General features: G+C 43.3%; 16 protein-coding genes, 1 tRNA gene and 3 pseudogenes. 8 read left to right on the top strand and 12 right to left on the bottom strand.

Annotation, left to right across the window (positions count from 1 at the left end; translation table 11 throughout):
• Window positions 1–55: 55 nt before the first annotated feature.
• The 5 genes from ACIFO6_RS16245 to ACIFO6_RS16225 form a co-directional block, all read right to left on the bottom strand.
• The gene (locus ACIFO6_RS16245) at window positions 56–1945 is read right to left on the bottom strand and encodes an Ig-like domain-containing protein (RefSeq protein ID WP_430041921.1); all 1890 of its coding nucleotides are present in this window, start codon (window positions 1943–1945) and stop codon (window positions 56–58) included.
• Window positions 1946–2066: 121 nt separating this feature from the next.
• Window positions 2067–2489 carry a hypothetical protein gene (locus ACIFO6_RS16240; RefSeq protein ID WP_430041919.1) on the bottom strand — a complete coding sequence of 141 codons (423 nt, stop codon included), beginning with the start codon at window positions 2487–2489 and terminating at the stop codon, window positions 2067–2069.
• A gap of 16 nt (window positions 2490–2505) precedes the next feature.
• Window positions 2506–3174: a uracil-DNA glycosylase gene (locus ACIFO6_RS16235; protein WP_430041917.1), complete on the bottom strand. Its 669-nt coding sequence runs from the start codon at window positions 3172–3174 to the stop codon at window positions 2506–2508.
• 275 nt (window positions 3175–3449) lie between these two features.
• Entirely contained in the window at window positions 3450–4109 is a 660-nt protein-coding gene (locus ACIFO6_RS16230) for an S-layer homology domain-containing protein (protein WP_430041915.1), read from the bottom strand.
• A gap of 139 nt (window positions 4110–4248) precedes the next feature.
• The gene (locus tag ACIFO6_RS16225; RefSeq protein ID WP_430041913.1) at window positions 4249–5127 is read right to left on the bottom strand and encodes a LysR family transcriptional regulator; all 879 of its coding nucleotides are present in this window, start codon (window positions 5125–5127) and stop codon (window positions 4249–4251) included.
• 137 nt (window positions 5128–5264) lie between these two features.
• Between ACIFO6_RS16225 and ACIFO6_RS16220 the strand changes: the two genes are divergently transcribed.
• Complete coding sequence (locus ACIFO6_RS16220; RefSeq protein WP_430041911.1) at window positions 5265–6464, top strand: MFS transporter; 1200 nt, start codon at window positions 5265–5267, stop codon at window positions 6462–6464.
• Window positions 6465–6644: 180 nt separating this feature from the next.
• Here ACIFO6_RS16220 and ACIFO6_RS16215 read toward each other — a convergent pair whose 3' ends face one another.
• A complete protein-coding gene (locus ACIFO6_RS16215) occupies window positions 6645–8705 on the bottom strand; it encodes a glycosyl hydrolase 115 family protein (protein ID WP_430041909.1) in 2061 nt (686 codons plus the stop codon).
• Window positions 8706–8930: 225 nt separating this feature from the next.
• Between ACIFO6_RS16215 and ACIFO6_RS16210 the strand changes: the two genes are divergently transcribed.
• Complete coding sequence (locus ACIFO6_RS16210; protein ID WP_430041906.1) at window positions 8931–9638, top strand: GntR family transcriptional regulator; 708 nt, start codon at window positions 8931–8933, stop codon at window positions 9636–9638.
• A gap of 67 nt (window positions 9639–9705) precedes the next feature.
• Here ACIFO6_RS16210 and ACIFO6_RS16205 read toward each other — a convergent pair whose 3' ends face one another.
• On the bottom strand, window positions 9706–10905 hold the full coding sequence (locus ACIFO6_RS16205; RefSeq protein WP_430041904.1) for an enolase C-terminal domain-like protein: 1200 nt from the start codon (window positions 10903–10905) through the stop codon (window positions 9706–9708).
• A gap of 258 nt (window positions 10906–11163) precedes the next feature.
• Here ACIFO6_RS16205 and ACIFO6_RS16200 point away from each other — a divergent pair, with 258 nt between their 5' ends.
• Window positions 11164–12549 carry a PTS transporter subunit EIIC gene (locus ACIFO6_RS16200; protein WP_430041903.1) on the top strand — a complete coding sequence of 462 codons (1386 nt, stop codon included), beginning with the start codon at window positions 11164–11166 and terminating at the stop codon, window positions 12547–12549.
• 581 nt (window positions 12550–13130) lie between these two features.
• Here ACIFO6_RS16200 and ACIFO6_RS16195 read toward each other — a convergent pair.
• Genes ACIFO6_RS16195 through ACIFO6_RS16185 form a run of 3 tightly spaced genes read right to left on the bottom strand, consistent with a single transcriptional unit; the run spans window position 13131 to window position 14453 of the window.
• Complete coding sequence (locus ACIFO6_RS16195; RefSeq protein ID WP_430041901.1) at window positions 13131–13268, bottom strand: hypothetical protein; 138 nt, start codon at window positions 13266–13268, stop codon at window positions 13131–13133.
• Complete coding sequence (locus ACIFO6_RS16190) at window positions 13241–13711, bottom strand: accessory gene regulator B family protein (RefSeq protein WP_430042232.1); 471 nt, start codon at window positions 13709–13711, stop codon at window positions 13241–13243. Before ACIFO6_RS16190 ends, ACIFO6_RS16195 begins: the two co-directional genes overlap by 28 nt.
• Before the next feature lie 28 nt (window positions 13712–13739).
• Complete coding sequence (locus ACIFO6_RS16185; RefSeq protein WP_430041899.1) at window positions 13740–14453, bottom strand: hypothetical protein; 714 nt, start codon at window positions 14451–14453, stop codon at window positions 13740–13742.
• A 253-nt stretch (window positions 14454–14706) separates the two neighbouring features.
• Here ACIFO6_RS16185 and ACIFO6_RS16180 point away from each other — a divergent pair.
• Window positions 14707–15282: pseudogene (locus ACIFO6_RS16180) on the top strand (IS3 family transposase); the annotation flags it as partial.
• Window positions 15283–15506: 224 nt separating this feature from the next.
• Here the strand turns inward: ACIFO6_RS16180 and ACIFO6_RS16175 are convergent.
• Window positions 15507–15983 (bottom strand): hypothetical protein, encoded by a 477-nt coding sequence (locus ACIFO6_RS16175; RefSeq protein ID WP_430041897.1) that lies wholly within the window; start codon window positions 15981–15983, stop codon window positions 15507–15509.
• A gap of 120 nt (window positions 15984–16103) precedes the next feature.
• Here ACIFO6_RS16175 and ACIFO6_RS16170 point away from each other — a divergent pair, with 120 nt between their 5' ends.
• The 3 genes and pseudogenes from ACIFO6_RS16170 to ACIFO6_RS16160 form a co-directional block, all read left to right on the top strand.
• Window positions 16104–16325: a hypothetical protein gene (locus ACIFO6_RS16170; protein ID WP_430041895.1), complete on the top strand. Its 222-nt coding sequence runs from the start codon at window positions 16104–16106 to the stop codon at window positions 16323–16325.
• Between the two features lie 225 nt (window positions 16326–16550).
• Window positions 16551–17343, top strand: a pseudogene (locus tag ACIFO6_RS16165) (IS3 family transposase); the annotation flags it as partial.
• A 144-nt stretch (window positions 17344–17487) separates the two neighbouring features.
• Window positions 17488–17694: pseudogene (locus ACIFO6_RS16160) on the top strand (hypothetical protein); the annotation flags it as partial.
• A gap of 71 nt (window positions 17695–17765) precedes the next feature.
• Here the strand turns inward: ACIFO6_RS16160 and ACIFO6_RS16155 are convergent.
• Window positions 17766–17851: transfer RNA gene (locus ACIFO6_RS16155), tRNA-Leu, on the bottom strand.
• Between the two features lie 248 nt (window positions 17852–18099).
• Between ACIFO6_RS16155 and ACIFO6_RS16150 the strand changes: the two genes are divergently transcribed.
• On the top strand, window positions 18100–18258 hold the full coding sequence (locus tag ACIFO6_RS16150) for a hypothetical protein (protein ID WP_013311032.1): 159 nt from the start codon (window positions 18100–18102) through the stop codon (window positions 18256–18258).
• Window positions 18259–18554: the final 296 nt, after the last annotated feature.

The following is an 18554-nucleotide window of genomic DNA, read 5'->3' as shown; positions in this document are numbered from 1 at the left end:
AAAAATAACCCCTGGTCATTGACCGGGGTTATTTTTGCATAAGCGATCATGAAGATTATTTTAACACTCTGACAGAGGTAGCTACAGTCTTACCTTTATAAACCACTTTAATACTGGAATTTCCGTAAGCCAATGCCTTCACCTGTCCTCCGCTAACTTGTACGATAGAAGGCTTGGAGGAAGTCCATACCGCTGAACTTGTCACATTGGTAATTGTGCCTGTGTCATAAACCGCATTCACACTCAGCACTTGAGAGGAACCATTAGGAAGCTTCAAGTTCTTGTTACTTAATACCAGCTTGAGCAGCTTAGGTGTAACCTTGACCTCAATGTTAAACGACTTATTCTGGTATGTGCCTGTAATCGTCGCTGTTCCAATCCCAACCGCTTTGATGGCTGAGCCGTTTACAATCGCCACGGAAGTATTGGATGTTGTCCATTTCACTTTGTTGCTAAGTGTAACTTTTTTACCATCTGTATACACACCGATGACCTTGACGGATTGACTCCCTTTCAAATTCATTTCAGCGCTTGAAAGGCTTGGTGTCAACGAAGAAATCGTTCCTTCTACGATGACAGGCACTTTCACATATTTATTCAAATACATGGCCTTGATTCCAGAGTTACCGCCGCTTACTGCTTTTACCTTGCCATTTCCCACTGTTACGGCCGCAGTCGTAGCTACCCAGCTTACCTGATTCGTAACATCAAGCGTTCCACCACCAGCCATTTGTGCTTTTACCGTAGGAACACTCACTTCTTGTCCCGCTACCAGCACATACTTTTTCTCGGAAGCGGTCAGCTTGAGAACCTTGTATTGCACGGTTACCGGGATATCCAGCTTGATGGCACCCAACGTAGCTGTCAATGTTGCACTACCTGGATTCACTGCAACCAGCTTACCGTCCGCGATTTTGACAACACTTTCATTGCTCAGGCTCCATTTTACATCGGATTGGACTGCTTTTTTGGCTCCATTGACCAAGTAAGCAGATATGCTCGGAAGAGCCGTTTTGCTTCCTGTTTCGAGAGATAAGCTCGCTTTGCTTGATACCAGCTTTTCAATGGTCGGCAATACGTTGACCTTCAAGTTCTTACTCAAACCGTGATAGGACACAGTAATTACCGAATTACCCGCGTCCATTGGGCTAATTTTTCCTTGCTCCACTGTGGCAACCAGCGGATTGGAGGAAGTCCATTCGGCCGTACTGGTGACATCCGTTTTACCTCCGGTAAGGTTCACATCGGTCGCATTGACCTGAATTGGTGAACTACCCAGAAAGACCGATTGGGAAGCGGATGGACTCAATGTTAATGCCTGGGAAGAGGAACGTACATACACGATCGTTTGTGCTTTGAGTTCATCTTTGCTTGCTTTAATGTAAGTCATGCCCTTGGCAAGAGGACGAACCAGACCCTCTTCCACTGTAGCCACGGACGGATTCGTAGATGTCCATTCCACACCAGATACTTTTTCTGTACCGCCTGCCGTAAGCGTACCTTGGGCAGTCAATTGCTTCGAATCTCCGCTCACCACCAGATTGATGGGAACGGATGGATCTATTTGCAGCTTGCTGTAAGGCGATTTAACCGTAATCGTTGTGCTTACCGTTTGCTGTTCATATGTGGCAACAACCTTAATTTGCCCTTTTGATACTGGAGTAATAAGTCCCTTATCTACCTTTAATATGCCTGAGTCTCCAGAGATCCATGCTGCCTTTTGGGTAACATCCTCTTTACCGGACTCTGTCACTTTCCACACTTTTAATTGAGCGGAGTTTCCACCCAGATTCAATGTAGTCACATTTTGACTGTCCCACTGTACCGTAGAGGTCTTGCTCTCTTCTGCCGCCCGGATCAAACCCGCTGGCAATGCTGCGAATAAAAACATCAGCACAGCAAGTAAGAAGGTACTCCGTTTGCTCATACGTTTCATACGTTCCATTCGTTTCTCTCCCTTAGTTTCAGTTCTATAAAATAGGGTATAATTAACAATCCCATTACCTTTATCGGTAAACAGATACTTAATTTGAACCCTTGGGAAGAAAAAAGGCGGATTATAACAGTTAAAGTTCTCCGTGTAGCGACCTTACCACGAACAAATGCCCCTTCTTGGACAAGGTTTGTCCATCATCCAGAACGACATCATAATCCGTGTGACTGGTCAATTTTGTGTTGTAAGCAATCAACTGATCTTCTTTCCAAACGGTCACCGCCGATTGAAAAAGAATGGCATTATCAAACTGTAATGGAACGCTCATCACATAACCGATAGAATGTAGCTTCGCCGGATGACGGCTTCTGCGCTCACGCCCAGGAGGGAGCATTGTAATATACGTTATATTTTCAAAAGGAATAGACAACATCTTCGGGCCTAAAATAACACACTTGTGCGTGTCATCCCATTTTTCAATCGTTCCGCGCACCTTTTGGGTATGACCATTGTTGCCGTGATATAAAATGACCTGACGTCCCTTCCATTGACGCATGTCCTCACCTCCAGTGCTAGTGGTTAGGAATCTCCCACCGAATCGGTTCCATTCCATGCTCCAGCAAAAATGCATTGGTTTGCGAAAAAGGCTTGCTGCCGAAAAAGCCCCTATGAGCCGCCAAAGGACTCGGATGGACGGATTTCAAAACCAAATGCTTACTCGTATTCACAAAGCTTGCTTTCTTCTGAGCATGGCTTCCCCACAAAATGAACACTACCGGCTGCTCACGTTCATTAATCGCCTCAATAACGGCATCCGTGAAACGTTCCCAGCCTATTCCCTGATGAGATTGCGGTTGTCCTTCACGCACGGTGAGCACATTGTTCAGCAGCAGCACTCCCTGCTCTGCCCAAGGAACAAGGTAACCCTGATTGGGAATGGGAGTGCCGATATCATCACGCAACTCTTTATATATATTTTGCAGAGACGGCGGTGTACGCACACCTGGTCTTACGGAAAAGCTCAAGCCGTGGGCTTGTCCCTCTCCATGATAGGGGTCCTGCCCCAATATAACGGCTTTGGTAAGATGATATGGTGTTAATTTGAGTGCGGAAAACAAATCTTCCTTTGGAGGGTAGACTTTATGTATCTTGTATTCGCGTGCTAATGTATACCTCAATTCATTGAAATAAGGCTTTTCTACCTCTTCTCGTAAAACTTCATCCCAATCATTACCAAACATAACTCCCGTCTCCTCTCGATATATGGGTCCCGAAATGTTTAAACGGTTTATTTACAAAAAAATAAGCTGGTCTCCCTCATCCGGAGCCAGCTTATTTATTCGTTACCTGTGTTACATGCCGAAGGACCAGGATAGAAACCATACGATAATCAGCTACCGTTGGGTCTAAATTCGATTTCCTTATTATAGCATTAACGATAATGGTGTCAAGTAACTGTAAGCCCAAATCCACACGGTACCTCATAAAAATCAAGAGGTTGGCCCAGAATAGTCGGTTAAGCCTTATGAGTTTTTAGATATTCTAGCGCGTTATACAACATAACGGCTGCTTCCGCACGTGTAATCTCGCTTTTTGGATTAAACTTTTTACTTGCATCCAAGGTATTGACCTTGTATATCAGCGAACGCTGAATGCTGCCTTGATACGAAGGCTCCAACTTGCTATCATCGGCAATCGTTACAGGTGCAATTTTGATCATCGGCAGGCTACCTGCTTTTTCCATGCCCTGAATCAGCATATGGGTGAACTCTTCCTTGGTCAGAGTTTTTGAAGGATCGATATCTTTTGGAATCTCTACGCCATTATAATGCGCGTTGATAAAGGCTTCGGCATACCATGCGGTATCCTTTACATGGGCGAACAGTCCGCTGGCCTGTGGCGCCTTATTAAAATCAATAGCGGCCAAACTGAGCTGAAACCCGCCGGAGATCAACTGAATGCCTTGGGCAGCAGTCACTTTAGAGGCGGGGAGAAACTGCGTATCAGAGACCCCTTTGAGCAAACCCTGACTTTGAAGGGAGATGATTTTATCTTTGCCGCTTACACTGTCCAAATCCTTGAACGGATTGCCCGCCGCAAACATTTGACCTCCAAAAGAGAAGGAAAGAAGTGTTACTGTGGTCATGGCTGCGAATGCGCTTTTTCTCATATTCATGTAAGTTCCACCTTGTAGTTGAATTAGGCCGCCTGGCCATTAGCAACCTCTTTGACGCAGTACAGGTTGGAAAGGTTGCAAGCGATCCTATTCACACAGTCATAGGCATCCGAATATTGCTTTTGACCTGTTTTATTCATTACTCATTCGAACGATATAACTGACTCAATGCTTTCACAAACTCACGAGCTGCCGGGGTCGCTTCATCAAAAGAATGCGCGATAATTCCGATATCCCGCTTAATCTGGGGTATAATCCCTTTAACGATTAGTGAATGAGACACCGAGGAAAGCGTAAACTTTGATATAATTCCAATGCCCAGCTTTTTTTGGACCATATGGACTAAGGTTTCAGCCGTTTGGACCGTGAGACTCTCCTGGAAAGGAATTTGCTGCTCATGCAAGGTGTTTAATACAGCAGATTCATGTCCTCCTTTACAGAAGATAAGATCGTTCCTGTTCTGTTCCAGTGAAACCTCATGTTCTGCTTGCAATGGATGATTCTCCGGTATGATCGCAACCATGGAATCGTGTTCAAGAATATGGACGTCATAATGATCGAATGGAGAAGCTACTATTCCAATTTCAACAGTGCGATCCTCCACCCATTGCTTAATTTGATTCGAGTTTCCTTCCATCAGTTCAATGGTGACTTCGGGATATTGGGAGCGGAATAAGCAGATCGCTTCTGGAAGCATGTTCGTAGAGGCCGCCGGGAAGGAGCCTATTTTCACTTTACCGCGCAAAAGCTTATTCTCCTGACACGCAAGCTGAACCATTTTATGTTCGATTTCCTTCATTTGTCTGGCCAGACTCAGCATTTCTTTTCCCACTTCAGTCAGTACAAGTCCATTCTGCTTGTCGCGAATAAACAATTTTACCTGCAAAGTATTTTCAAATTGGATCAAAGCCTTGCTAACCGCAGGCTGGGAAATAAACAGCGCTTTAGCAGCCTCCGTCATATTCATTTTCTCTGCAACCTTTATAAACACTTCAAGATGATTCATATTCAAAGACATACACCCATCATAACCGTATGGTTATGCCCTATATGAAATAATAGTATTTCAGTTATATCAAAACATATCTTATGATAAAAAACAACTCCTGCTCCTTATGAGCAGATGTAATGCTTGATTTAGAAGGGGATTGAAATATGAATTTTACCGAACGCACTTCCAGAGATACAGCGCCATCCAAAAGACTCCCATGGAGCGGGTTGCTGGCGCTTGCTATGACCGGATTTATTTGTATTCTCACCGAAACGCTTCCCGCTGGTCTATTGCCACAAATCAGCAAAGGGCTGGGAATATCAGAAGCTTTGGCTGGCCAATTGGTCACGTTGTATGCTCTCGGTTCGCTCGCTGCCGCAATCCCATTGACTGCCGCAACACGGGGCTGGCGACGACGGCCTTTATTATTGCTCTGTATCATTGGCTTTCTCTTGTTTAACACCCTTACAGCACTGTCTTCTTACTATATTTTGACGCTGGCTGCCCGTTTCCTTGCAGGCGTAGCCGCTGGTGTGTTATGGGGGATGCTCGCTGGCTATGCCCGGCGAATGGTTCCGGATGCATTAAAAGGACGCGCCATGGCTATCGCCATGTCAGGAACCCCGCTGGCTCTTGCCCTCGGCGTTCCGTTAGGAACGTTCCTCGGTGCGCTTGTTGGCTGGAGAACGGTTTTTGGTACCATGTCCTTTCTTGCGGTAGTCTTAATCGTCTGGGTACTCTGGAAACTTCCAAATTTTCCCGTGCAGGCTACCCACCAGCGACTCCCACTGAGTAAGGTTTTCACGATTGCCGGTGTACGTCCCATTTTACTTGTCGTTTTGGTTTGGGTACTGGCGCATAATATTCTGTACACCTATATCGCTCCTTATTTGAGTCAGGCTGGACTGGCCTCCCGAACGGATGCGGTGCTGCTTATTTTCGGGATAACTTCGGTTGCCGGAATTGGATTGATCGGTGCATTGGTCGACCGCTGGCTGCGTCTATTGGTACTCATGAGTACCCTTGGCTTTGCTGTAACTGCTGTAGCACTAGGAATCGGAAGTCACCAACCTGCTATCGTGTATTTAAGTGTTGCCCTATGGGGACTGACCTTTGGCGGTGCTGCTACCTTATTACAGACCGCATTGGCCGAAACGGCAGGTGAGAGTGCAGATGTAGCTCAGTCTATGCTTGTAACTGCTTGGAATTTGGCCATTGGCGGGGGCGGCTTGCTTGGCGGAATTCTTTTAGAGACGCTTGGGGTTCGCTCTTTCCCGTGGACATTGCTTATACTTATGCTTCTTGCCTTCGTCGTTTCGTGGGGGGCCAAGGAACACGGGTTCTCTACAAGAAGATATGAGTAGACCTGAAACTCAAGAAACGATATAGAAGGAAAAAAATTTGTTTAGAGGTCAGCAGGTGATGGTATCTTGAATGTTGCATCATGAGATATGCAGAAGCTAAATGAACCATGGGCTAAGTTACAAAGAACCTTCCATTCCATCTTGATGGATTGGAAGGTTCTTTTACTGGGACCGACTCCTCTAATATAGCACCTTCTCCAAGCAGCGTGCCAATTCATCATCGGGTAGAGGCTTGCGATGCGTATTCTCCAGGTAGATATGTTTCTCGGTTTCCGCCATTACATATTGTTTGTACCACAGGAACATATCGGGACTATCTCCCTGAATCCGGAGAAACCTCCGCACTGTGTCCGCATGAGAAATGGTGTTATCGAGATTAGTCAACCAATCTGCCCGGTAGAAATGCTCCCATCTTCCAGTCCCTGCGAGCGAGAGCGTTTCTCTACCCGTCTGGTAGTTCCAAACGGCATGCGAAGCTTGTATAAATGCTCGTGGATAATCTCCTTCAAGAAATAACCCGTAAGCGATGCAGATGTTAGCCAGCCCGCGGCAACCGCTTAGATGCAATTCAATCTGTACAAGAAGCTGATTGTATAGTCTGCGATATTCATCTTCAGGTAATTGTTTCATAATTCGTAGACACCGCTCTCGCAGTTCAACCCAGCCCGGGATGGCCGACTCGGCTTTTTCCTTGAACCAGCGTACCTGCTCAGCAAAAGGTCTTTCTCCAGCAGCCCAGCACAGCCGTTGATCACTGCCTTCTTTGCCTTGCAGCCAAAAGCCCATCATTTGCCTCGCTGGATGGTGATAGAATTCCTCCCCCGCTCGATCATCCTTATGCGGGCCATAAACAATAGTACAACGGGAATAATCCCGGTATAATTGGGAAATCTCTTGATGCTGACGACTGTACAACCTCCCGATAAAATCAATAAGCTGCTGTTCAGCATCCACGTTACCATACGTCCATAAATTCGCTGTCAAATGCAGAGTATATAAATGTGGCAAAATATTACCTGAATTGACCAACAGATACTCGTCTGCTCCTGCGGCAAATGCTGCCGTTAATTCGTCCACAATCAGCTCGGCTGAGGAGGGAAATTGAGTAAGATGGTTCGACGCCTGCAAGTCGTGGAAGGTCACATGATAATATACACCGTTCTTGCCTTCATACTCCACCTTGGGTAATGCGGGTACACGATGGTTGAGATTCCCATGGCGCCGGGATACCATTTTACCGTAACCATTGTCCGCCCATATTTTAATCACCCCTTCGGGGACTTCAATATGACCCTGCTTGTATAACTCGGCAATCTCGCCATACATCGCCATACTACACACAGGCTGCTCTACAAATTCGCAGATCATACTGTACTGCTTGCGAACCACATAAGATATTAATTGTCCGCGCTTCTCCGGCGTATTAAAAGAAGGATCATTTTCCCAAAAAGGCTTGTCTCCCTGCCCACGAAAAGACAATACCCATACAATTTTCTCTCTCTTTTGCCGTTCAATCGCTTCCTGCCATAGCTGCTCAAACAGCTCGGGATGCTCCTTGTAGCTGGCCTGTTTCCCTGGAAAAGCGCGCAAAAACATCTCTGCACCCAGCGGCTCGGCATGATGATGTGTAATCCATAATCCCATTTCTACTGCAAGCTTATGATGAATACCCGTGCGCGGTAAATCCGTTCCCGGGATCACCATGTTGCCACCGCAGCGTAGTAACGCTTCAAAAACGGGCTCCCACACCTGCTCCGTTGGTGGATAATCATCCTTCCAGCCAATCAGGCAGACCTCATCATTGACGAACCAGCCCCGATAGCGAACCTTGGACGGTGCACTGTCATAATTCTGGCTCGACAGGACTATTGTATCCCGCTTGGTCGGAGGGAGTTCCGCCCAGAACCAGAACGGCTCCACACCAAGCACGAAGCGACTGTAATGAAGCAACCCATAAATGATCCCCAGCTCATCACGGCCTATGATATGTAGTACCGTTCCCTTCTCACCAGCAATAAAACGCATACAATAGCCCTCTGGCCACTGCGGGCAATCATCCTCTTCCTGCGCATAACGGATAATGATCGAGGCCTCTTCTTCTGTTTGCAAGGGCTCTCTGCCAAACACTTGCTTATGATCTCGAGCAATCATTCTCCAAGCGTGGGCAACTGGCACACTTCCGACAGCCCGAAGATTGTATCCGCTTTCAGATGAAATGATCAGAGGTTCACAGAGTTTCATTTATAGTCATCTCCTATTCAACGATGAAGACTCTTCTTACCTTTATTTTATAGGTTGGTGGCATACTTAGCCTAACGGGACACGAAGATTTGTTAGAGATAACATGTCCAAGAAAGACAAATCTGCATTCCTCCCTCTATCTCATAATTACTCTGATCACTTGATAATAGTTGCTATAACAGTATGATAAAAATATCAATGAACCAACAACTAGGGGGCTTATTAGTGAACAAAAAGGAATTTGTAATTCACGATTTATTGAGCAAAATCTATCAAAATCATTATCCTGACTGGAAACTGCCGACGGAAAGAGAACTCGCAAAGCAGTATAATGTTTCACGATACACCATCCATGAAGCAATCAAAAAATTAAAATACATGGGCTTGGTTAAAGTCGTTCAAGGATCAGGCATCTTCATAGGAAAGAATATTCAGACCAGTCCACTCATCTATAACTCTTTAACTGAGAACCCATACTCCAACATAAAATCCAAAGTAATCGAGTTGCAAAAGCAACCCGCTACTCCCGAGGACCAACAGATTTTTGGAATAACAAGTAGCGATGAGGTATGGGTATATCAACGTCTAAGAATCGTTAACTATCAAACGATGCAATTAGAGTTGTCCCGATTACCTGTTATTTTGTTTCCAATCCTTACGCACACGGATGCCGAACACTCCATTCAATCCTATGTGAAAAAACATAAATATACGATTTCGCATTACCTAAATACCTATGAGGCAATCGCCCTAAGTAAAGAACAAGCTATGCTCTTACAACAAAAGAATAAGAGCCCAGCAATGAAAATATCAAGCCGCGGCATTCTTAATAATGGGATTATCTTTGAGAAAAGCGAAATCGTAGCCATTGACTATAAATGTACGTATTTGACAGCCTTCAATAACGAGCATCACAAAAGAAGAAACTTATAGAAGCATTCACCTAAACAGGCAGCTTCTCCAGCATAAGGGTCCCTATATGCTGGAGAAGCTGCCTGTTTTAAGGGGTCATCAGTGTTCCATCTGGCAATCTCGCCTGCGTCCATTCGTGCATCCTGTATTCCACCGGATAATTTTTCGCCCGTTCTTCATTGAATTCCACACCGATGCCCGGAAGTTCAAGAGGGTAAATATATCCGTCTTTAGCGTCTATGATGGGTGTAAAAATGCTGCGTGTGTTCTCCTTAACAGGAATATTCTCTTGGATCGCGGCACTGTGCAGGTGAATATTAAGATGCGTGTTAACGGCGATCCCAATAGGAGTAATGTCTGATGGTGTATGCCAAGCAATTCTAACTCCGAATGCCTCGCATAAGGCTCCGAGCTTAAGAGCAGGCGTGATCCCTCCAATTTGAGATACATGGCAGCGAATAAAATCAATCTGCCTGTTGGCAATAAGGCTTCTCCATTCTAAAGGATTATTGAACAGTTCTCCGGTGGCTATTGCAGTTGAGGTTTGGGAGCGTATCTGACTTAACCATTCATTTTGATCCGGAGGTAAAATATCCTCAACAAAGTACGGTTTATAGCATTCGAGGTCTTTTGCAAACTGTACGGCTTGATTCGGAAAAAGTCGTTCATGCACGTCATGCAGGATATGAAACTGGTCATTATATTTTGACCTTAATAAAGCAAACATCTTGGTGGTTGTTCGCATATACTCGTCCTGGTCATAATAGGAACCCTGGGTTGAGTATTCCGGAGCGTGCAATTGCGAAGGATTCCCCCCATAAAAGCCAAGTTGGCACCGGATATGTTTATATCCTTGCTCAAGAATACCATCAATCTCTCGGTACAAATCCTCGATGTTGTCTGCAACTGCATGAGTATATGCAGGTATCGCATCCCTCGATTTGCCTCCAAACAGCTGGTACAAGGGCATGTCGGCTATTTTACCCTTAATGTCCCACAAAGCCATATCCACCCCAGAAATAGCGTTATTCAGTACAGGTCCATTACGCCAATAAGAGTTGACCATCATCATATGCCATAAGTCCTCAATATGGTTAGCGTCTCTTCCAATCAATATAGGTTTAAGGTACTCCTCGACGAGGAGTTGAACAGCTTTCGGGCGCTGCTGAAAAGTGGCGCAACCATATCCTGTAATTTTATTTTCTGTAGTTACTCTGACGATCACCAGATTATGTCGGTCAGGTTTAAGCACAAAACATTCCACATTAGTGATGATGGAAGGGTTCATATGTCTCCTCTTTTCTAAGAATTTCTAGGTTAATTGAAACATGTTTGAAATGCAGAATCAATTTGGCTGGGTAAATTGTCGAATTGTTTAAAAAAACCAGTCCAATTTAGCATGAAAAGTTCAAAAAAACCTTATGTATCAAGGTTTTTTCATGAAACAAAGCTTATTTTGGACTGCTTTTATTCGCCAGACCATTGTGATACCATTCAGAATGTAAACGGAACCAATACTTTATATTCCTAGGACAGGAGAATTTTAATGAACAAAGTGAAAGCGGTACAAGACATGATTTATGGGGTCGGAGGAGAAAGCAATATTCAAAACGCTTGGCATTGCATGACCAGACTCAGGTTTGATCTAAAAGATAAAAACAAAGTGGACATAGACAAAATTAAGGAATTGGACCCAGTTTTAGGGGCGCAGTTTAATAATGACCAATTCCAAATCATTCTCGGTCCTAAAGTCGCGGAATATTTTAATATTTTGGCCAGTGAATTAAAGCTAACGGATGTTCAAAAGGAAGATGAGGCAAGTGTTGAAAAAAAGAAGGGGTTTGTTACACTCTTCATGAATATTGTATCCGGCGTGTTCGGGCCTATCGTTCCAGCTATTGCCGGGGCAGGATTGATCAAGGGACTTATCGCAGGGTTGACCGCCCTACATGTCATCTCGGATCAAAGCGAAACCATTCAGATCATTAACATGATGGCGAGCGGGGTATTTACGTTTTTACCGTTTTTCCTGGCAGCCTCGGCGGCTAAAATTTTCAAAACCAACGAATATTTAGCGATAGCAATCGCTGCTACCATTATGTTTCCAACGATGGTGGATGCGGCCAAGGCCGGGGAACTTTCCTCGTTTCAGTTTTTAAGCTTTATTCCTATCCCAGTGTTTAATTACACCGGTACTGTAATCCCGATTATCTTTGCCGTATGGGCAATGAGCCATATTCATAAAATTGTCAATAGATTTATGCCAGAAGTGTTAAAAACCGTAGTTACGCCAACGTTAACCTTGTTTATTTCAGGCTTCCTTGCGTTATCCGTTATCGGTCCCATTGGCATTCACCTAGGCAATGGCTTAGCTTGGCTTGTTCAAGGCTTATTCGGTATCTCTCCCATCCTTGCTGGCGTTGTTGTTGGTGCGATTCGACCTTTGGCTGTCTTTACTGGCATGCATCATGCAATGACTCCGATTGCTTTGCAGAATTTTGCAACACAAGGTTACGATATGTTAATGCCTATGATGTGTATGGCTAACTTTTCAATCGTAGGCGCAACATTTGCAGTGTATTACAAGGTAAACACACCTAAAGAAAAATCTATTATTGTTTCAGCCGCCGTCTCTGGTCTTTTGGGAATTACTGAACCCGCTTTATTCGGTGTTCTGGCTAAGTATAAAAAAGCTTTTCTAGCCGCCATCATCGCAAGTTCAGTTGCTTCGGCTTTTATCAGCTTTTTCGGTGTCCGATTGTATGGATATGTGTTATCCAGCATATTTAGCATTCCCGCTTATTTTGGGCCTTACTTTATCTATGCCATTTCCGGAATGATCATTGCTGTCGCACTCTCCTTTACAATTTGTTATCTGTTTTTAAGCAAGGTAGATGTTGTCAGAGCTAATGAACCTACGCAGCTCAAATAATCGTCGCCTATCGGTCCCGTTGCCCGTGTTCGGAATAATACTCCGTCATCTTGAAAAACAAAAAAACGCCCTTTGAGACTGACTTCTATCGCTTGACCTACAGTCTGTCCCCAATGAAAAAGAGCAGGAGGGATATTCCCTCATTGCTCTTTTTGCCTGTGTGGTCACTCCACTAAAAGCAAAATCAACAACCAAAGACCACTAGGTTAGCGGGTATCAGTTCCTCAAGGCGATTGGCCGACTGGACGCACAGACTCAAGTGTCAGCGCATCCCACGGTATTACAATTTGATGTTTTTTCATATCACGAAACTCCTCTGCCGTCTGTATTCAAGGTGATAATATAGTAAAAAATGACCCGCAAAATTAACGGGTCATTTCCACAGCTTTTTAAGGGTTTTGAGTTTATTGTATGACATGGAGCAGATGAATCCAGATCCTTTGAAGTGAACTGAACCTCCGAATATATCTGTTTCAATTTTGCTAATTAAGCTGAGATTAATTTAGGGTATCCTTATAATGCGTTGTCACATAACAATTGGTGGTAAGAATCCGCTTTCCATCTTCCATATATCAATTCGTTTATTGACTCTTCTGATCTTTTTTCTTCAGCTCTTCTGGTATTGGTGTAGCGCCAAATACTGTTTTTTCATTTTTAATAGATTCGCCAGCGTATTTCCCAAGTTTTACATTTAATGCTCTTGCCAATCTCTTGTCCATTTCCGTTCACCTCCTTTCCATAAAGGAAGAATACTGAAAGCTTGTATAACTAAAGATAAACATATTATGTGTGATTGTACACAGAAATTCAACAGGCAAATGGAAATGCATATGATTTTGAAATACTTATGGTTTGCAGACTTTTCAATATAGATAAAATGATTAGGTGCATAAACAAAAAACACTAATAATGAGCAAACGCTAATAATTAAAAATGTCGATATTCCCATAGAGAAAAAAGGTATAGTAACACATACTGCTGTTGTGAAAAATAAACAAAATGTTAGACTAGAGAAATGTGCCCCTCCTGAAAATTTTCTTATTAACATAAGACTGCCAAGCGCTAATAACGACCCGAAGAAATGACCTGTTAGCCAGCCTGTAAGTGAGACAAAAAATATAGTCGAAAATTCAGTAAGCCTTATCCCGAGTGCATATTCCATCACTTCTACACTTGTAGGTCCATCAGGATCAGCTTTTTTTATTTCCGTTGCGATGTGCCTGGATAACGCTTCTAGCATCCTCGTAATCCCCCCGATCTGAAAAGAAATAGGACAATCCGAAAGTAAACAATGAAATAGAAAGTAATCCTATTGTACTAGAGTTATATAGCATATATAAAGTAATAGAGATGGTGACCGCTGATATTAGCGCACCTATAATTAACATCTTATTTAGGGATGAGAAATAATTTTCACCTCTTAAAAAATCGTGTGGAGGCTGAATTATAAACGAGAATCCAAAGTTATATTTCCCCATAACAAAAGAAATCAAGTATGCAATAATGATAGAAGATAACTGAATAAAGTAAATAGAAAGCCCAGAAGTATAATTGATAGCACCCGGTTGTGCTACTCCGAAAAAATTCGCAAATACATATACAAATAGCTGTAGGTTAATGTAGGCTGTTAAACCAGAACCTGTAGAAAAAGCCGCAAGATGTGTTTTGATTCCTAAACCAAATCTAAAAAAGATTATCATAAACAAATACTGAAACGGCAAATCTAATTTAGGCACACCTATAACCACCCTCATTAGAAAGGAAAACAAAGCTATGCCAATTGCGTAAAAAAGTATTTTTCTACGATATTCCCAAACGGGAAGCATATAAAGCTTTAAAACCAAAGTAACAACGGCCAAAGCATCGAATACCCCAATTAAAATATATAAAAAAGCAGATAACACAGATACACCATCCTCCTATTTAGCCTGCTGTAATTGTATATTTTATCTCAGGTAAGTAGCAATGCAATAACCTTTTATTATGGTAAAATTTTACCACCGTGTGAGGTATATTTTTGGGGTTGTGTATCAATTGATCGTTTACGAGTAATTGATTTATTGCTCCAAAATCCATTTTTCTAATTAGGCTCTCGTTTCGCGAGCTGGATAGTACCATTCCCCTCCGATCTTTCTCTTTGAGAATCTGGGATCATGGAAAAAATACAAAGCAACTACGAACTCCAAACACCAACTGCCTGTTCATGAGAACCTTTTAAACCAGCAGTTTGTTGCTGAGGACCCAAACGAGGTGTGGATGACGGATATTACGTATATTCCCACCGATGAAGGCTGGCTTTATTGGGCGAGCGTGATGGACTTGTACAGCCGCAAAATCGTAGGATTCTACATGGATTCTCGGATGACTAAAGAGTCAGTCATTCAGGCCCTTGACCAAGCCTATCGTGTCCAACGACCGGGCAAAGAGGTTCTGCATCATTCAGATCGTGGGAGCCAATACGCATCTCACGAGTATCAAGCTAAGCTGGTTAAGTACCCTATGAAAGGCAGCATGAGCCGCAAAGGGAACTGTTATGACAACGCCTGTATCGAATCCTTTCACAGCGTTCTAAAGAAGGAACTGATTTACTTAGACCACTACAAAACCCGTCGTGAGGCAAAGAAGCAGATTTTCGAATATATTACATGCTTTTATAATGGAAAACGAATCCACTCTTCCCTAGGTTATGTATCTCCAAATCAGTATGAACGATTGTACCGAAAACCCGCTTGAAGGTGTCCATTCTATTGACAGTAGTCCAAGAGGTTGACACATGCCATTTGAGTATATATATGCTTGTTTCTTGGTGCTGGCTGCCTTTTGTCTCTTTCACGGCACTAAGGAGCTAATTCAGGCGCTTCGGGAAATAAAAAAAGCTCTGCCGACCAATTAAGGTTAGCAGAGCTTTTTGATTAGATTGTTCAAAATCCACACCATTTATCTTATTGTGGAATATCCTATAAAAGTAACATTAAAGCTTTAGTAACCCACCAGGCAGCAGTTTCATTCCCAGTCACTTGCAAAGCTCCTGCATATATTGCATCTTCAATAGCTCCAGTGAAGTTGTCAACAACACCTAGGATCTGTAAGAAACCCTCAACTCCAATAAAAGCTTTCACTGAGGCCGGAAGTTTATCAAATCCTGCTTTTAAAGCTTTTACTGCCCAACTCAATTTCCCTTGTGTTTGATACTCTCCACGGTCTTCTTTATTTTGGATGGCTTTAATAAAATCATTTTTTTCCTGCTCAGACAAATTGAAATATTCGGAAATACCTTCGATATCTTGTAATTCTGATTCACTAAGAGAATCCTTAGCACTACTAGAAACACTACTAGAGTCTGTAAAAGGCAATGCGTACATTGAGGCTGGTACCGCAATCACACCTGTTAGTAAAGTTGCGGCCATAAGTGAGGTTATCCAAACTTTTTTCACCACTTCAACTCCTCATTGTTTTTTATATGCATTTACCATTGATGTAATCATCACACTATTTATGGTAAACTATAGTTTATTTTATAACAACTTCTATTTTCAATTAAAAGGAGGTATTTTGTGAAAAATATTTGGAGATTTATCATCGCACTGCTCATCGGCAATATTATTGGGAATCTAACTTACGGAAGGCTAGAATTTTTTCAATACAACACTGGAACTGGATTTTTTACATTAGAAAATATCATTAAGTTCATTATCGACTACGGTCTGGCTGTGATTATTGCATTAATCATATATGTCCTGATTGGAAAAGTTTTTACGAGAAGTGATCAGGAATAAACTAAAAGGACTCCATACTGGTGGTTATAGACCAGCGGAGTCCTTTTTCACATCTACTCTAAATTCAAACTGATTCCGCATATAATACACTCTGGCAATCTTAATCGTATCGGGTGAAAACTTGTGGTACTGCAAACAGAAAAGTGGATCAGCTACACTTAGTTGGACAATAAAAATGAGGGCTTGTAGAACAAAACCTATCATCCTAAGGAGCGGATCTCTACAATGCCGAAACAACGACATACTTTTACAGCAGAGTTCAAGAAGCAAATGGTGCAATTATACGAGAACGGGAAGTCAAGAGCAGATTTGGTGGAGGAATATGGCCTCACAGCCTCGGCTCTAGATCGCTGGATTAAGCAAGTTCAGCCAACGGGCTCCTTCAAGGAGAAGAACAATCGTTCACCAGAAGAGAATGAGCTGATCGCTTTGCGCAAAGAAAATCAGCGTCTCAAAATAGAGGTCGATATTTTAAAGCAAGCCGCGCTGATCATGAGACGAAAGTAGCTATCATCCAGAACAACCCTGATAAATACTCGGTATCAGCCATGTGTGACGTCCTGCAAATCGCAAGAAGCACGTTTTATTACGAAGCCAAAGAAGAGTCGAAGGAAGATGACGTGACCACATCCATTGTGGACATTTTTCACAAAAATCGAAAAGCTTATGGCACCCGTAAGATTAAAACCAAGCTCCACGAACGCGGGTTGGTCGTTTCCAGACGTCGAATCGGTCGAATCATGAACGAGCGGGGACTCGTTTCAACATACACGGTGGCGCAATATAAGCCCAATAAAGCCGCTTGTAACGAAGCTGCTATCGCCAATACACTGAACCGCGAGTTCAGCCAAACAGAAGCCAAACGCTTCGTGGTCAGTGATCTAACCTATGTGAAAGTCCAGAACCAGTGCACTATATTTGCGTGCTCGTTGATCTGTTTAATCGAGAGATCATCGGCCATAGTGCAGGTCCCCATAAGGACGCTGTACTGGTTTCCCGCGCCTTTGCGACGGTGAAAGGCGATCGGTGTGTAGCAAGGTGGAGATCGCAACTTTGTTTTCCACTCTGGGACGGGAAAGCCCTATTACCACATAACGCCATCCCAACGATGGAAAGACTAGTGTGAGCGGAACGGATTCCGTAATGTTCACTTCATGGACTCCGCCACACCAATGCAACCTATTTGCTAGGACGGGGTGTATCAATCAAGGCGATTCAACATCGACTGCGACACTCCACTCAGGTGACCACAGATACCTATGCGCACGTCACCAAGAAGCCCAGTCGCAAAACAACAGCTCACCTTGACATCTTCGATCCAAAAGTTCGTCCCCAAGAGCGAAAAAAGCGCTCGCTCCCTGTGATATGAAAGTCATGATTTCAATCACTAAAAAATAAAAAATCCCTTGATTATCAAGGGATTCAAGAGTAAAACTATAGTGCCGAGGACCGGGATCGAACCGGTACGGTAGTCACCTACCGCAGGATTTTAAGTCCTGTGCGTCTGCCAATTCCGCCACCCCGGCATAAATTTAGGAACGCTATTTTTCATACTTACTTCACTTATAAGTATCGGAGAAACATCCATCTTATGTACAAAATGGTTCTCGCTATGTAAATACCGTTTTAATGGGCACCAACATATAATACGACAATTTCAACGAGTTGTAAAGTACTTTTTTCTAAAATAATAAAATTTCTTTTCTTGTATAACTCGGGCGCATTTGAATACAATAATAAACGTCTTTCCAAACTACCAGAAGGGGTGTTACGAATGCGTGAAGGTATGATTCCAGCTGTTCTTGGAACGGTAGTATCGGCTTCAGGCGCTGTGTTGCTGAGCAGTAAGTACAAGCTTGCGGCTACAGGCATTCTCGGTTTCGGACTGGCTCATGTTGTTCTGGGAGCGATTGATCTGATTGAGCATCGCTAGTCGTTTGGGAAGTGCCGGGCGGGAGCTATTTCCTCCCCGGCTTTATTTTTTAGCCGCTTTAGCTGCCTTGAGTATTAACGTTTATATAAAGCGTGCAATATGCTTGCACTCGTAAAGGAGCGTGTGATGTATTATGAAAGAAAACATTAGGGAACCAAAGAATCGCACCGTCGATCAGGTCAAACATGAACAGTCGTTAGATCGCGCGAGCCAGGCTTTAATCGTATTCCTGACATCCATGCTGATACTCCTGCTGCTACAGATATGATTGATGAAGCGATAAACCGTGGCATGGA

Origin of the sequence: Paenibacillus sp. NRS-1781 (assembly GCF_050467745.1) — a bacterium.
Classification (GTDB): domain Bacteria; phylum Bacillota; class Bacilli; order Paenibacillales; family Paenibacillaceae; genus Paenibacillus; species Paenibacillus terrae_A.
Note: the sequence above shows the minus strand (reverse complement) of the source record. Positions and strands in the feature narration are given on the sequence as shown.

Bases quoted from the DNA above. Each gene is read 5' to 3' on its own strand.
- ACIFO6_RS16230 (WP_430041915.1), bottom strand. From the start codon at position 4,109: ATGAATATGAGAAAAAGCGCATTCGCAGCCATGACCACAGTAACACTT.
- ACIFO6_RS16205 (WP_430041904.1), bottom strand. From the start codon at position 10,905: ATGAACCCTTCCATCATCACTAATGTGGAATGTTTTGTGCTTAAACCT.
- ACIFO6_RS16225 (WP_430041913.1), bottom strand. From the start codon at position 5,127: ATGTCTTTGAATATGAATCATCTTGAAGTGTTTATAAAGGTTGCAGAG.
- ACIFO6_RS16195 (WP_430041901.1), bottom strand. From the start codon at position 13,268: ATGGACAAGAGATTGGCAAGAGCATTAAATGTAAAACTTGGGAAATAC.
- ACIFO6_RS16200 (WP_430041903.1), top strand. From the start codon at position 11,164: ATGAACAAAGTGAAAGCGGTACAAGACATGATTTATGGGGTCGGAGGA.
- ACIFO6_RS16190 (WP_430042232.1), bottom strand. From the start codon at position 13,711: ATGGAATATGCACTCGGGATAAGGCTTACTGAATTTTCGACTATATTT.
- ACIFO6_RS16150 (WP_013311032.1), top strand. From the start codon at position 18,100: ATGCGTGAAGGTATGATTCCAGCTGTTCTTGGAACGGTAGTATCGGCT.
- ACIFO6_RS16215 (WP_430041909.1), bottom strand. From the start codon at position 8,705: ATGAAACTCTGTGAACCTCTGATCATTTCATCTGAAAGCGGATACAAT.
- ACIFO6_RS16235 (WP_430041917.1), bottom strand. From the start codon at position 3,174: ATGTTTGGTAATGATTGGGATGAAGTTTTACGAGAAGAGGTAGAAAAG.
- ACIFO6_RS16245 (WP_430041921.1), bottom strand. From the start codon at position 1,945: ATGGAACGTATGAAACGTATGAGCAAACGGAGTACCTTCTTACTTGCT.
- ACIFO6_RS16240 (WP_430041919.1), bottom strand. From the start codon at position 2,489: ATGCGTCAATGGAAGGGACGTCAGGTCATTTTATATCACGGCAACAAT.
- ACIFO6_RS16220 (WP_430041911.1), top strand. From the start codon at position 5,265: ATGAATTTTACCGAACGCACTTCCAGAGATACAGCGCCATCCAAAAGA.